The 14,351-nt window shown below is 74.4% G+C and carries 13 protein-coding genes; 2 read left to right on the top strand and 11 right to left on the bottom strand.

What is annotated here, in order from left to right; translation table 11 throughout:
- The first annotated feature begins 33 nt into the window (after positions 1-33).
- Both ACFTZA_RS11985 and ACFTZA_RS11990 read left to right on the top strand, forming a co-directional pair.
- The gene (locus ACFTZA_RS11985; protein ID WP_378194754.1) at positions 34-777 is read left to right on the top strand and encodes an MBL fold metallo-hydrolase; all 744 of its coding nucleotides are present in this window, start codon (positions 34-36) and stop codon (positions 775-777) included.
- A gap of 556 nt (positions 778-1,333) precedes the next feature.
- Positions 1,334-1,927 (top strand): hypothetical protein, encoded by a 594-nt coding sequence (locus ACFTZA_RS11990; RefSeq protein ID WP_378194757.1) that lies wholly within the window; start codon positions 1,334-1,336, stop codon positions 1,925-1,927.
- A gap of 90 nt (positions 1,928-2,017) precedes the next feature.
- Here ACFTZA_RS11990 and coaBC read toward each other — a convergent pair whose 3' ends face one another.
- From coaBC to pyrR, 11 genes are all read right to left on the bottom strand, one after another.
- Entirely contained in the window at positions 2,018-3,265 is a 1,248-nt protein-coding gene (coaBC, locus tag ACFTZA_RS11995; RefSeq protein ID WP_378194760.1) for a bifunctional phosphopantothenoylcysteine decarboxylase/phosphopantothenate--cysteine ligase CoaBC, read from the bottom strand.
- Between the two features lie 61 nt (positions 3,266-3,326).
- Positions 3,327-3,608, bottom strand: coding sequence for a DNA-directed RNA polymerase subunit omega (rpoZ, locus tag ACFTZA_RS12000; protein ID WP_378194763.1), 282 nt, complete (start codon positions 3,606-3,608; stop codon positions 3,327-3,329).
- 125 nt (positions 3,609-3,733) lie between these two features.
- Positions 3,734-4,366 (bottom strand): guanylate kinase, encoded by a 633-nt coding sequence (gene gmk / locus ACFTZA_RS12005; RefSeq protein ID WP_378195072.1) that lies wholly within the window; start codon positions 4,364-4,366, stop codon positions 3,734-3,736.
- Positions 4,367-4,427: 61 nt separating this feature from the next.
- A complete protein-coding gene (gene mihF, locus ACFTZA_RS12010; protein ID WP_378194765.1) occupies positions 4,428-4,739 on the bottom strand; it encodes an integration host factor, actinobacterial type in 312 nt (103 codons plus the stop codon).
- A 180-nt stretch (positions 4,740-4,919) separates the two neighbouring features.
- Complete coding sequence (gene pyrF, locus ACFTZA_RS12015; protein ID WP_378194768.1) at positions 4,920-5,789, bottom strand: orotidine-5'-phosphate decarboxylase; 870 nt, start codon at positions 5,787-5,789, stop codon at positions 4,920-4,922.
- A complete protein-coding gene (carB, locus tag ACFTZA_RS12020; RefSeq protein ID WP_378194771.1) occupies positions 5,786-9,166 on the bottom strand; it encodes a carbamoyl-phosphate synthase large subunit in 3,381 nt (1,126 codons plus the stop codon). The genes pyrF and carB overlap by 4 nt, the downstream gene beginning before the upstream one ends.
- A 3-nt stretch (positions 9,167-9,169) precedes the next feature.
- Positions 9,170-10,381: a glutamine-hydrolyzing carbamoyl-phosphate synthase small subunit gene (carA, locus tag ACFTZA_RS12025; RefSeq protein WP_378194774.1), complete on the bottom strand. Its 1,212-nt coding sequence runs from the start codon at positions 10,379-10,381 to the stop codon at positions 9,170-9,172.
- Positions 10,378-11,052 carry a hypothetical protein gene (locus ACFTZA_RS12030; protein ID WP_378194778.1) on the bottom strand — a complete coding sequence of 225 codons (675 nt, stop codon included), beginning with the start codon at positions 11,050-11,052 and terminating at the stop codon, positions 10,378-10,380. Before ACFTZA_RS12030 ends, carA begins: the two co-directional genes overlap by 4 nt.
- Positions 11,049-12,392 (bottom strand): dihydroorotase, encoded by a 1,344-nt coding sequence (locus tag ACFTZA_RS12035; RefSeq protein ID WP_378194781.1) that lies wholly within the window; start codon positions 12,390-12,392, stop codon positions 11,049-11,051. The genes ACFTZA_RS12030 and ACFTZA_RS12035 overlap by 4 nt, the downstream gene beginning before the upstream one ends.
- On the bottom strand, positions 12,389-13,486 hold the full coding sequence (locus ACFTZA_RS12040) for an aspartate carbamoyltransferase catalytic subunit (RefSeq protein ID WP_378194784.1): 1,098 nt from the start codon (positions 13,484-13,486) through the stop codon (positions 12,389-12,391). The genes ACFTZA_RS12035 and ACFTZA_RS12040 overlap by 4 nt, the downstream gene beginning before the upstream one ends.
- Positions 13,483-14,154 (bottom strand): bifunctional pyr operon transcriptional regulator/uracil phosphoribosyltransferase PyrR, encoded by a 672-nt coding sequence (pyrR, locus tag ACFTZA_RS12045; RefSeq protein ID WP_378194787.1) that lies wholly within the window; start codon positions 14,152-14,154, stop codon positions 13,483-13,485. Before pyrR ends, ACFTZA_RS12040 begins: the two co-directional genes overlap by 4 nt.
- Positions 14,155-14,351: the final 197 nt, after the last annotated feature.

Below are 14,351 nucleotides of genomic sequence, written 5' to 3' on the forward strand. Positions count from 1 at the left end.
GGGACCCGAGGCGGTCCGCGCGAGGAGGAAACCGTGCTCCACGAGGTCGCCGACGGCATCCACCGGCTCACCCGCGCCCACGTCAACGTCTACCTCGTGCACGGCGACGACGGCCGCGTGCTCGTCGTCGACGCGGGCCTGCCCGCGATGTGGGCCGACCTCGGCCACGCGCTGCGCACCCTCGGCCGCACCCCCGACGACGTGGCCGGCGTCGTGCTCACGCACGCGCACTTCGACCACCTCGGCTTCCTCGCCCGCGCCCGGCGCACCCTCGGCGTCCCGGCCTGGCTCCACCCCGGGGACGCGCACATCGCCGCGCACCCGTACCGCTACGCCCACGAGAACGCGCGCGCCCTGTACCCCGTGCGCCACCCCGCCGCCGTGCGCGTCCTCGGCGCCATGGTCGCCGCCGGCGCGCTGCGCGTGCCCGGCGTGCGGGACCTGCGTCCGCTGCCCGACGACGGCGAGCTCCCCCTGCCAGGTGCGCCGCGCGTCGTCGCGACGCCCGGGCACACCGACGGGCACTGCGCGCTGCACCTGCCCGAGCGCGACGTGCTGCTCACCGGCGACGCCCTCGTCACGCTCGACCCGTACACCGCCCGCACCGGGCCGCAGATCGTCGCCGGCGCCGCGACCGCCGACAGCGCGCAGGCGCTGCGCTCCCTCGACGCCCTCGCCGCGACCGGGGCCACCACGCTCCTGCCCGGGCACGGCGAGCCGTGGACCGCCGGGGCGGCCGCCGCCGTCGAGCAGGCCCGCGCCGTCGGCGCGCACTGACCGGAGCGTTCCTCCGGCGGGCTCATCGCAGGCCAGCGGGACGACAGCCGCCGGCGTGCCGTGCCCGCTTCGACGCGATCCTCGCGACCGCACGGCAGTGCGCCGACGGTTCCCACGGCCTCGGCCCTCAGCACCTCCGGTGCGACAGGCGACCGTTCGGTGCGACCACCGCCAGGGTCAGGAAAAGCCGTGTGATGCCGCACGCCACCCCGCAGGTGACGTACGCCTACACGCAGATCCGCGGCTCGGGCTGCACCTGCTCGAAGCCGAGGCCTGGCGGCACGACGTGCGACGAGTACCTGTTCGCCTCCGCGTCGGAGGGCACATCGACCGGCGGCGGCGCCGCGCGGACCTTCCGCCGCGCAAGGTCCCGAGCGCTTCCGACTGGTGTGACCGGTCCGGGCCACGGCGCGTGCATGATCGACATGACCCAGGACTCCCCGGCGGGTAGCTTGCTGGACAGCACGCGGTACGTGCCGTTGCGGGTCGTCGAGGGGGACCCGTCTACGTCAACGCCGGTCGCCTGGCTGTCGGTACACCTAGCGGAGAGGTCGACATGAGCAGGGTAGGGCAGATCCAGTACGTGACGAGGGCCGACGAGCGCAGTGTCGACCTCCGTGGCGCCGTCTCGCCCCACCGCGCCGGCATCATCGGAGGGCTCGTCGCCGTCCAGGCAGGCGCGCCCCGCATCCTCACCGGGATCGTCGCAGGTCCGGTCAGCATCGCCGTGGACCGCCGGACAGCGCCGCCGATCGTCGTCGTCGACGGCTGGGAGGACGTCGCCGAGATCAGCTGTGCTCCCGACGAAGACGCTGATGCGGTCGTGGCCGCAGGTCCTTACGCCGCGGCTCCCGGCCCGCAGTCCGCTCTCCGTCTGCCAGACGAGGGATGGTTCCGGCTGCGGGTCCATGCTCGCTACCGGGACGCGCGGTACGACCTGATCGCGACCGAACCGCACGAGGAGTACCTGCTCGTCACGTGGCCCGCGCAGCCCGAGGCGCCCGCGGTCCTGGCAGCGTCGTCACACATGGCGCGGGACTTCGAAGGGCGTGCTGAGCAGCCGACGAAGCCGACCAGCGACCCGACGCTCGACCAACGGGCACAGGAGCTGTTCCGCCTGCGGGCAGAACGGCATCGGCGCCGGCTGTAGGACCGACGGGCCCCGAGCGTACCCGGACGTGCCCTGCACGGCGCTGTGCACGGCGGGCACGTCAGCCGTCTCGTCCGGGACGCCGGGCTGTCAGTCGAGCGGGCCGGCGACCTTCAGCACGGCGTCCCACACCGCGTCCGCGACGTCCCGCTTCGACCCGGACGCCCGCGCCACGACCTCGCCCCCACCGTCGAGCAGGGTGACGTCGTTCGTGTCGACGCCGAAGCCGCGGCCCTCCCCGACGGCGTTCACCACGAGCAGGTCCGCGCCCTTGCGCCGCGCCTTGGCCCGCCCGTGCTCGAGCACCGAGCCGGCCGCGTCGCCCGTCTCGGCCGCGAAGCCCACGACCACCTGTCCCACGCGCAGCCGGTCGTGCGCCAGCTCGGCGAGGACGTCCGGGTTCTCCACGAGCTCGATCGGCGCCGGCCCGCGGCCGGCGACCTTCTTGATCTTCGTGCCCGGCGCGGTCGCGGGCCGGAAGTCCGCCACCGCAGCCGCCATCACGACGACGTCCGCCGCCTCCGCCGCCGCGCGCACCGCCTCGCGCAGCTGCGCCGTCGTCTCCACCGCGACCACCTCGTCCAGCCCGCTCCCGGGTGCGAGGACGTCGGCGGCGAGGTTCGCCGCCACGAGCGTCACGCGCGCGCCGCGCTCCCGCGCCGCGCGCGCGAGCGCGACCCCCTGCCGGCCGCTGGACCGGTTGCCGATGAACCGCACCGGGTCGATCGGCTCACGCGTGCCGCCCGCGGACACGACCACACGCCGGCCCGCGAGGTCCTGCGGCACCACGACGCCGCCCGGCGAACCGCCGGCGCTCGCGGCGACCTCGAGGGCGAGGCGCGCGATCTCCTCCGGCTCGGGCAGCCGACCCGGCCCCGTGTCCGCCCCGGTCAGGCGGCCCGACGCCGGCTCGATCACGTGCACCCCGCGGTCGCGCAGCGTCGCGACGTTCGCGACCGTGGCCGGGTGCTCCCACATCTCGGTGTGCATCGCCGGGGCCATGACGACCGGGCAACGGGCGGTGAGCAACGTGGAGGTCAGCAGGTCGTCCGCCCGGCCGGCCGCCGCGCGCGCGAGCAGGTCCGCCGTGGCGGGCGCGACGACGACGAGGTCGGCGCCCTTGCCGAGCGCCACGTGGGGCACGTGCTCGACGTCCTCGAACACCTGGTCCGTGGCCGGTTCTCCCGACAACGCCTCCCACGTCGGCGCACCGACGAAGCGCAGCGCCGACGCGGTCGGCACCACGCGCACCCGGTGCCCCTGCTCCCGCAGGAGACGCAGCAGCAGCACCGCCTTGTACGCGGCGACGCCGCCGCTCACGCCGAGCACGATCCTCATCAAGGCTCCTCGCGCACGAGAGCGCCCCGCCCGGCAGGTGCCGGACGGGGCGGTCGGTGACTCAGTCCTGCGAGCCCTCGGCGGGCTCGACGCTCTCGATCGTCAGCAGTCCCGCGTTGATCTCGCGCATCGCGATCGACAGCGGCTTCTCCTGGTTGCGCGTCTCGAGCAGCGGGCCGACGTTCTCCAGCAGGCCCTCGCTCAGCTGCGAGTAGTACGCGTTGATCTGCCGCGCACGCTTCGCCGAGTAGATGACGAGGGCGTACTTCGAGTCGACGTGCTCGAGCAGTCCGTCGATCGGCGGGTCGGTGATGCCCTCGGGGGTGGCGACGGTTCCGGACACAGTTCGCTCCGTGGGGTTCTCGGGTCCTGCAGCCGGTCGCTGCAGCTGTCGGTGTGGTCTGTGGTGATCGGTGATCGGTACTCGTCGCGGCGCCGGTGACGGCTGCGGACGACCGACGGACCAGTCTACTCGCTGCGCGCCTCGGCGTCCGCCGCGGCCAGGGAGGTCACGGCCTCCACCCCAGCGGGCCGCGGCTCGAGGCCCATGACGCGCACCAGCTCGTCCGTGGCCCGGTGCACGTCGTCGTTGACGATGACGTGGTCGAACTCCGACTCGGCCGCGAGCTCGACCCGCGCCGTCGCGAGCCGGCGCTCGCGCTCCTCGGCGTCCTCGGTCCCGCGCCCGACGAGCCGGCGGACGAGCTCGTCCCAGCTCGGCGGCGCGAGGAACACGAACCGCGCCTCCGGCATGGTCGCGCGCACCTGGCGCGCCCCCTGCAGGTCGATCTCCAGCAGCGCCGGGACGCCCGCCGCGAGCTTGTCCTCGACCGCGCGCCGCGGCGTGCCGTAGCTGTTGCGCCCGTGCACCACCGCCCACTCCAGCAGCTCGCGGTCCGCGACCATGCGGGCGAACTCGTCCGGGCCGACGAACAGGTAGTGCACGCCGTCCTCCTCGCCCGGCCGCGGCCCGCGCGTCGTCGCGGAGACCGACAGCCACACCTCCGGGTACCGGGCACGGATGTCCGCGGACACCGTGCCCTTCCCGACGGCGGTCGGGCCGGCCAGGACGGTCAGGCGGGCAGGACTGGACGGGGGCACCGGCACCGACGGCCCCCCGGAGGGCTGCACCGACGCCGGCTCGGACGGATGTGCGGAAATGTCAGCCAAACCTCTCGATGAGGGCCGCGGACTGGTGAGGACCCAGCCCGCGCACCCGACGTGTCTCGGCGATCCCGATCTCCTCCATGATCGCCCGGGCCTTCACCTTACCCACGCCGGGCATGGACTCCAGCAGCGCGACGACCTTGAGCTTGCCGATGACGTCGTCGGTCCGGCCGCGCTCCAGGACCTCTCTCAGGGATCCCTGGGAGTACTTGAGCCGGTTCTTGACCTCGGCGCGGACCCGGCGGGCCTCCGCCGCCTTCTCGAGCGCCGCAGCGCGCTGTTCGGGGGTCAGGGGTGGAAGTGCCACGCGAGTCACCTCATCGTCGTCAGGCGGATGGACCTCACCGCCGGCCTCGGAACACCGTGCTGCACCGTCCGACGACCCGGACGACCTGCACCGACGTGCACTGCCGACCCCACGAACGTAGCGACACCCCGGGTCGCAGGCAACGACAGGGCGTCCGCGCGTCGCCGGCGGGGGTCCGCGTCAGCCGCGCAGCGCGGCGTGGGCCTCGTCGGCCGCGGAGCGCGCGGCGGCGCGCAGCGCCGCCGCGTCCGGGCCCGCCCGCAGCACCCCGCGCGAGCTCGACGCGAGCACCTGGCGTCGCGCCGCGCCGAACACCGCGGCGAGCTCGGCCGGGCCGGCGCCCTGGGCGCCCACCCCGGGCGCGAGCAACGGGCCGGCGACCGCCTCGAGATCCGTCCCCGTCCGCGCCGCCGCGTCACCGGTGGTCGCGCCGACCACGAGGCCGACCGAACCCATCGCGTCCCCGGCAGCGACCGCGGGAGCGTTGAGGCGCGCCGCCTCGCGGGCCACGTGGGCCGCGACGGTCTCCACGTCCGCGCCGGCGCCGCGCCGTGCGTGCTGCACCGTCGCGCCCTCCGGGTTGGACGTCAGGCACAGGACGAACAGCCCCCGGCCCGACCCCAGGGCGGCCTCGACCGCCGGGGCGAGCGACCCGACGCCGAGGAAGGGCGAGACGGTGAGCGCGTCCGCCGCCAGCGGAGAGCCGTCGCGCAGGTACGCGTCCGCGTACGCGCCCATCGTCGAGCCGATGTCGCCGCGCTTGGCGTCCATGACGACGAGCGTCCCGGCAGCGCGGGCCGCCGCCACGACGTCCTCCAGCGCCGCGACACCGCGCGACCCGTGGCGCTCGAAGAAGGCCGACTGCGGCTTCACGGCCGCGACGCGGCCGCCGACCGCGTCCACGACCCGCAGGCCGAAGTCGCGCAGGCCCGACGCGTCGTCGGGCAGCCCCCAGGCCTCCAGCAGGCCCGGGTGCGGGTCGACGCCCACGCACAGCGGGCCGTGGTCGTCGACCGCGGCGGCGAGCCGCGCGCCGAACGCCGCGCTCACGCGCCGACCTTCGCCGGGTCCGCCGCCGCGCTGGGACGCCGGGCCGACGCGGCCAGCCCCGTGCCGGCCATGTGCTCCTGGAGGCTCGCCACCTCGAACGGCCCGGACAGGACCGCCTCGATGCCCTGGACGGCGGCCGCGAGCTGGTCCACCGTCGTCGCGATCGGCTTGTCGGCCGCCGTGGTCGCCGCTCGGATCTCGTAGCCGTCCGCCCGTGCACCCTGGCCGGACGGGGTGTTGATCACCAGGTCCACCTCGCCGGCGGTGATGAGGTCGACGATCGTCGGCTCGCCCTGGGGCCCGCGGCCCGAGGAGAACTTGCGCACGACCGTGGACGCGATCCCGTTGCGGCGCAGCACGCTCGACGTGCCCGCCGTCGCGAGGATCTCGAAGCCCAGCTCCGCGAGGCGCTTGACCGGGAACACGATCGACCGCTTGTCGCGGTCCGCCACCGACACGAACACGCGGCCCGACGTCGGCAGCCCGCCGAAGGCGGCGGCCTGGGACTTCGCGAACGCGAGCGGGAAGTCCCGGTCGAAGCCCATGACCTCGCCCGTGGACCGCATCTCCGGCCCGAGGACCGTGTCGACCACGGTGCCGTCGGCCGTGCGGAACCGCTTGAACGGCAGGACCGCCTCCTTGACCGCGATCGGCGCGTCCAGCGGGAGGTTCCCGCCGTCGCCCTCCGCGGGCAGGACGCCCTCGGCGCGGAGCTCGGCGATCGACTCCCCCGCCATGACGCGGGCGGCCGCCTTGGCGAGCGACGTGCCCGTCGCCTTGGACACGAACGGCACGGTCCGCGACGCGCGCGGGTTGGCCTCGAGCACGTACAGCACGTCGGAGACCAGGGCGTACTGCACGTTGAGCAGGCCGCGCACGCCCACGCCGGCCGCGATGGCCTCGGTCGAGGAGCGGATGCGCTCGATCTCGGCCTCCGACAGGGACACGGGCGGCAGCACGCACGCCGAGTCGCCCGAGTGGATCCCGGCCTCCTCGATGTGCTCCATGACGCCGCCGAGGAACAGCTCGCTGCCGTCGTAGAGGGCGTCGACGTCGATCTCCATCGCGTCGTCGAGGAAGCGGTCGATCAGCAGCGGCGCGGGCAGCAGACCGCCCGAGGTGCGCTCGTCCGCCGCCGCGGCCGCGAGGGCCCGCTCGACGTACTCCGTGAGCTGCTCGGACGAGTAGACGATCTCCATGCCGCGCCCGCCGAGCACGTACGACGGCCGCACGAGCACCGGGTAGCCGATGCCCGCGGCGACGTCGCGCGCCTCGTCGAGCGAGCGTGCCGTGCCGAACGCCGGGGCGGGCAGGCCCGCCTCCGTCAGCACGCGGCCGAACTCGCCCCGGTCCTCCGCGGCGTCGATCGCCTCCGGGCTCGTGCCGAGGACCGGCAGGCCCGCGTCCGCGAGCCGCTGCGCGAGCGACAGCGGCGTCTGCCCGCCGAGCTGGACGATGATGCCCTTGACGGGGCCTGCGGCGAGCTCCGCCTCGTACACCTCGAGGACGTCCTCGAACGTCAGCGGCTCGAAGTACAGGCGGTCGGAGGTGTCGTAGTCCGTCGAGACCGTCTCGGGGTTGCAGTTGACCATGACCGTCTCGAAGCGTTCGCGCAGCGTGAGCGCCGCGTGCACGCACGAGTAGTCGAACTCGATGCCCTGCCCGATGCGGTTGGGGCCGGAGCCGAGGATGATCACGGCCTCGCGCTCGCGCGGCGCGACCTCGGTCTCGCGGTCGTAGGACGAGTAGTGGTAGGGCGTGCGCGCGGCGAACTCGGCCGCGCACGTGTCCACCGTCTTGTAGACCGGGCGCACACCGAGCGCGCGGCGCACCTCCCGCACCGTCGCCTCGCCCGCCGGTCCCATGCCGCGCAGACGCGCGACCTGGACGTCGGAGAGGCCGTGCTTCTTCGCCTCGCGCAGCACGTCCTCGGTCAGCGCGTCGGCGGACGCCACCGCCTGGGCCACCTCGTTGACGAGCTGGATCTGGTCGAGGAACCACGGGTCGATCTTCGTGGCGTCGAACACCTGCTCGACGCTCGCGCCCGCGCGCAGCGCCTGCTGCACGCCGATGATGCGGTTCTCCGTCGGCTGCGCGATCCGCTCGAGGAGCTCCGCCAGCTCGTCACCGGACACGGGCTCGCCGTCCCAGTGGAACGTCGAGCCGCCCTTGTCGATCGAGCGCAGCGCCTTGCCGAGCGCCTCGGTGAAGTTCCGCCCGAGCGCCATGGCCTCCCCGACGGACTTCATCGTGGTGGTCAGCGTCGGGTCCGCGGCCGGGAACTTCTCGAACGCGAACCGCGGCACCTTGACCACGACGTAGTCGAGGGTCGGCTCGAAGGACGCCGGCGTGACCTGCGTGATGTCGTTCGGGATCTCGTCGAGCGTGTACCCGACGGCGAGCTTCGCCGCGATCTTCGCGATCGGGAAACCCGTCGCCTTCGACGCCAGCGCCGAGGACCGCGACACGCGCGGGTTCATCTCGATGACGATGATCCGGCCCGTCTCGGGGTCGACCGCGAACTGGATGTTGCAGCCGCCGGTGTCGACGCCGACCTCGCGGATGACCGCGATGCCGATGTCGCGCAGGCTCTGGTACTCGCGGTCCGTGAGGGTCAGCGCCGGCGCGACCGTGATGGAGTCGCCCGTGTGCACGCCGACCGGGTCCACGTTCTCGATCGAGCACACGACGACGACGTTGTCGTGCTTGTCGCGCATGAGCTCGAGCTCGTACTCCTTCCAGCCGAGGATCGACTCCTCGAGGAGCACCTCCGTCACCGGGGAGTAGTGCAGGCCCTGGCCCACGATCTGGCGCAGCTGCGCCTCGTCCCACGCGAAACCGGACCCGAGCCCGCCCATCGTGTACGACGGGCGCACGACCATGGGATAGCCGAGGACGTCGGCGGCCGCGACGGCCTCCTCGACGGTGTGCACGATCTGGGAGCGGGCGGACTCCCCGCCGCACAGCTCGACGACCTGCTTGAACTGCTCGCGGTCCTCGCCCTTCTGGATCGCGGGGATGTTCGCGCCGATGAGCTCGACGCCGTACTGCTCGAGCACGCCGGCCTCGTCGAGGGCGATGGCGGCGTTGAGCGCGGTCTGCCCGCCGAGCGTCGGCAGGAGCGCGTCGGGGCGCTCCTTGGCGATGATCGAGGTGAGCACCTCGGTGGTGATCGGCTCGACGTAGGTGGCGTCGGCGAACTCCGGGTCGGTCATGATCGTCGCGGGGTTCGAGTTCACGAGGACGACCCGCAGGCCCTCCTCCTTGAGCACGCGGCAGGCCTGCGTGCCCGAGTAGTCGAACTCGCACGCCTGGCCGATGACGATGGGGCCCGAGCCGATGACCAGGACGCTGGAGATGTCGGTTCTGCGAGGCACGGGTCAGTTCTCCTTGGTGGTCTGCTGGGCGCGCGAGGTCATCAGCTCGACGAAGCGGTCGAACAGGTACGCGGCGTCGTGGGGACCGGCCGCGGCCTCGGGGTGGTACTGGACGGAGAAGGCGGGCAGGTCGAGGCACTCGAGACCCTCGACCACCTGGTCGTTGAGCCCGACGTGCGACACGACCACGCGTCCGTAGCGGCCGCCGTCGTGCGGCGCCGTGGACTCGGCGTCGACCGGCGCGTCGACGGCGAACCCGTGGTTGTGCGCGGTGACCTCGACCTTGCCGGTGCGGCGGTCCATGACCGGCTGGTTGATGCCGCGGTGCCCGTACGCGAGCTTGTACGTGCCGTACCCGAGCGCGCGCCCGAGGATCTGGTTGCCGAAGCAGATGCCGAAGAACGGGGTGCGCCGGTCGAGGACGCCGCGCAGCAGCTCGACCTCGTGCGTCGCGGCCGCCGGGTCACCGGGTCCGTTGGAGAAGAACACGCCGTCCGGGGCGAGCGCGTCGATCTCCTCCGCGGTCGTGGTCGCGGGCACGACGTGCACGCGCACGCCACGCTCGGCGAGGCGCTGCGGCGTCATGGACTTGATGCCGAGGTCGACCGCGACGACCGTCGCCACCGGGGCGCCGTCGGGCGTCGAGCCGTCGACCGGCTCGACGACGTACGCCTCGCCCGTGCTCACCTCGCGCGCGAGGTCGGCGCCGGACATCGCGGGGGCGTCCTTCACCTCGGCGACGAGGTCCTCGACGGTGCGGGGACGGCCGTCGCGCAGCAGCGCGTCACCGGAGAAGATGCCGCCCCGCATCACGCCGAGCTCGCGCAGGTGGCGCGTCAGGGCACGGGTGTCGACGTCGCTGATCCCCACGACGCCCTGCTCGGCGAGCTCGTCGTCGAGCGAGCGGCGCGACCTCCAGCTCGACGGGCGGCGCGCGGGGTCGCGCACGACAAAGCCCGCGACCCAGATCTGCCGCGACTCGGCGTCCTCGTCGTTGACGCCGGTGTTGCCGATGTGCGGCGCGGTCATGACGACGACCTGGCGGTGGTACGAGGGGTCGGTGAGCGTCTCCTGGTAGCCGGTCATGCCGGTGTTGAAGACGATCTCGCCGACGGTCGTGCCGCGTGCGCCGTAGGCGCGGCCGTCCTGCACGGTGCCGTCCTCGAGGACGAGCAGGGCCCGGTCGGCCGTGAGGGTGGTCGAGGTGGTGGTCACTGGGCTTCCTTGTCGTTCGGGGCGGCGTCCGGGCCGGGGTCGTGCGAGGGCCGGCCGCCCGGGTCTGCGGGAGCGTCGGTGGCGCCGTCGGGCGCCGGGGTTCGTCGCTCCGCGAGGGCGCGGACCGCCTCGAGGAGGCGAGCCACGTCGTGGTCGTGGCGCGGCATGAGTCCGGTGTCGAGGCGCACCGGCTCAGGAGGTGCACCGGTGGTCGCGGAGCCGGCGGGCACGTCGTCGGCCGTCACGGGAGCGGCCGGGACCTCCCACGTGACGACGACGATGGCCTCCTTGCCGACGAACTTCCCGGCCATCCCGGGCGTGAGGGCGGCGCCGTGCACGGCGGCCGCCGGGACCCACAGGTCCGGCGCGCCGCTGCGGCCGACGTGCAGGCCGCCGTCGTGCACCGTGACCACCGCGCGCGAGCGGTCGCCGAGACCGTGCGCCCCGACGCGGGCGAGCCAGTCCCCCGCGAGCGTGCTGGAGACGTAGAGGGCGTCGAGCGGACCGAGGACGACGGCGCCGCGCGCGTCGGCCACCGGCGAGGCCGGCGGGGTGGGCACGACTCCGTGGGCGCGCTGCGCCAGGCGTCGGCGCCCGGTCAGGACGAGCACGAGCAGGACGACGCCGAGGACGACCCAGATGCCGACCGCGACGGGCTGGGGCAGGTTCACGCACCGACCTCCTGCCGGGCGACGGGGGCACCGTCGAGCACCGTCGGGCGTCCTCGCAGGAACGTCGCGACGACGCGGCCGGGCAGCTCGCGGCCCCGGAACGGGGTGTTCGTGCTCGCGGTCGCCTGCGCCGACCCGTCCACGACGCGGCGCGCGGCCGGGTCGACGAGCGTGACGTTCGCCGGCTCGCCGACCGCCAGCGGGCGTCCCTGCGCCGTCGGCCCGGTGTCGATGCGCCCGATGCGGGCCGGGTTCGCCGAGAGCACGCGCGCGACGTCCGTCCACGTCATGCGCCCCGAGTCGACCATGGTCTCCTGCACGACGCTCAGCGCGGTCTCGAGGCCGGTCATGCCGAACGCGGCCGCCGCCCACTCGCAGTCCTTGTCCTCGACGGGGTGCGGGGCGTGGTCGGTCGCGACGATGTCGATGGTCCCGTCGGCGAGCCCGGCGCGCACGGCCTCGACGTCGGCGGCGGTGCGCAGCGGCGGGTTGACCTTGAACGTCGGGTCGTAGCCGCGCGCGAGATCGTCCGTGAGCACGAGGTGGTGGGGCGTGACCTCGGCCGTGACGTCGATCCCGCGGCCCTTGGCCCACCGCACGATCTCGACGGAGCCCGCCGTGGACAGGTGGCACACGTGCAGGCGCGAGCCGACGTGCTCGGCGAGGAGCACGTCGCGCGCGATGATCGCCTCCTCGGCGACGGCGGGCCAGCCCGCGAGGCCGAGCTCCGCGGACACGATGCCCTCGTTCATCTGCGCGCCCTCGGTCAGGCGCGGCTCCTGCGCGTGCTGGGCGACGACGCCGTCGAACGCCTTGACGTACTCCAGCGCGCGGCGCATGAGGATCGGGTCGGCGACGCACTTGCCGTCGTCGGAGAACACCCGCACGCGGGCGGCGGAGTCGGCCATCGCGCCGAGCTCTGCGAGCTGCTCGCCGGCCAGGCCGACGGAGACCGCACCGACGGGGTGCACGTCGGCCCAGCCCGCGTCGCGCCCGAGGCGCCACACCTGCTCGACGACACCCGCGGTGTCCGCGACGGGCGTCGTGTTCGCCATGGCGTGCACGGCCGTGAAGCCGCCGACGGCGGCCGCTCGCGTGCCCGACTCGACGGTCTCGGCATCCTCGCGCCCCGGCTCGCGCAGGTGCGTGTGCAGGTCGACGAGACCGGGCAGCGCGACGAGACCGGTGGCGTCGACGACGACGGCGTCGTCCTCGACGTGCGCCGTGCCCACGGGGGCCAGCTCGGCGACGACACCGTCCGCGAGGACGAGGTCGACCGGTTCGCCGTCGAGGGGCCGCGCCCCGCGCAGGACGTACGTGGTGGTCGAAGCGCTGCTCACGGGGTGACGACCCTTTCGCTGGAGGTGGAGGGGGTGCTCGCGGCCGCACGGGCGGCGTGCGGCGGGGCGGCAGGCTCCGGCTCGTCGGACCCCGCGAGGAGGAGGTAGAGCACGGCCATGCGCACGGCGACCCCGTTCGCGACCTGCTCGACGATGACCGCGCGCGGGGAGTCGGCGGCCTGCGCGGAGATCTCCAGGCCGCGGTTCATCGGGCCGGGGTGCAGGACGACGGCGTGCGGGTCGAGGAGGTCCAGGCGCCGGGCGTCCAGCCCGTACTTGCGGGAGTACTCGAGCGGGTTGGGGAAGAACGCCCCGCCGCCCGCACCGGCGCCGCTCATGCGCTCGCGCTGCACGCGCAGCATCATCACGGCGTCCGTCGTCCCGTGCGGCCCGTGGCCCGCGAGGGTCGCGTCGAGGTCGTACGAGACGGCGCAGGGCCAGGTCTCGACGCCGACCGGCATGAGGGTCGGCGGCGCGACGAGCGTCACGTCAGCCCCGAGCGTGTGCAGCAGGTGCACGTTCGACCGCGCGACGCGCGAGTGCAGCACGTCGCCGACGATCGCGACGTGGCGGCCCGCGAGGTCGGCGCCGAGCGCCGCCGCGTCGTCGGGCCCGGACGCCCCCGGCGCGGCGAGCCCCGTGCCGGACAGGTGCCGGCGCAGCGTGTACGCGTCGAGCAGCGCCTGCGTGGGGTGCTGGTGCATCCCGTCGCCCGCGTTCACCACGGCGGCGTCGAGCCAGCCCGCGTGCGCGAGCAGGTGCGGCGCGCCGGACGCCTGGTGGCGGACCACGACGGCGTCCGCGCCCATGGCGCGCAGCGTGAGCGCGGTGTCCTTGAGCGACTCGCCCTTGGACACGCTCGAGCCCTTGGCGGAGAAGTTGATGACGTCCGCGGACAGGCGCTTCGCGGCCGTCTCGAACGAGATGCGCGTGCGCGTGGAGTCCTCGTAGAACAGGTTGACCACGGTCCGCCCGCGCAGCGTCGGCAGCTTCTTGATCTCGCGCGACTGCGTCGCCGCCATCTGCGCCGCGGCGTCGAGGACGCGCACCGCGTCCTCGCGCGCCAGCTCCTGGGTGGAGAGCAGGTGCCTCATGCGCGCCCCTCCCCCGCCTCACGCCCGGCGGGCGCCGCGTGGATGACGACGGCGTCGCCCGCCCCGGCGGGGTCCTCGCCGTCGACCTCGGCGAGGCGCACGCTCACGCGCTCGCTCGTCGAGGTGGGCAGGTTCTTGCCCACGAAGTCGGGGCGGATCGGCAGCTCGCGGTGCCCCCGGTCGACGAGCGCGGCGAGCTGCACGGCACGCGGGCGCCCGAGGTCGCTGATCGCGTCGAGCGCGGCGCGGATGGTGCGCCCCGAGTACAGGACGTCGTCGACGAGGACGACCACCTTCCCGTCGATGCCCGACGCCGGCAGGCGCGTCGCGCCGATGGTGCGCGTGGGGTGGCGGTGCAGGTCGTCGCGGTACATCGTCACGTCGAGCTCACCGACGATCGTCGGACGGTCGGGCGCGGTCGCCGCGCCGTCGTCCTCGATCGCCGCGAGGCGCTCGGCGAGGCGGTCGGCGAGCGGGACGCCGCGCGTCGGGATGCCGAGCAGGACGAGGTCGTCGGTGCCCTTGTTGCGCTCCACGATCTCGTGGGCGATGCGGGTCAGTGCGCGGGAGATGTCCGCGGCCGTCATGACGACGGTGCCGGCCGACGGGCCGGAGGGCGCCGACGCGGGGGTCGACGAAGGTGTGGGTACGGCAGGGCCAGAGCTCATGTCCGGCGACCTCCTTCCCCGCCTCACAGGACGGGCCTTAAAGGATGTCTGACGTGCCCACCCTACCGGGCGCCCGGGCGCGCTCCGCCGTCGCGTCCGGGACGTGGGACGCGGCGCCGGTCACAGCGGACCGACGCCGCGTCGGACGTCCCGTGCGTGCGCCGGGCCGGGGCCCGGGCGGAGGTCGTGCCGTGGAA

The sequence above is a fragment of the Cellulosimicrobium sp. NPDC057127 genome, assembly GCF_042670945.1.
Lineage (GTDB): Bacteria > Actinomycetota > Actinomycetes > Actinomycetales > Cellulomonadaceae > Cellulosimicrobium.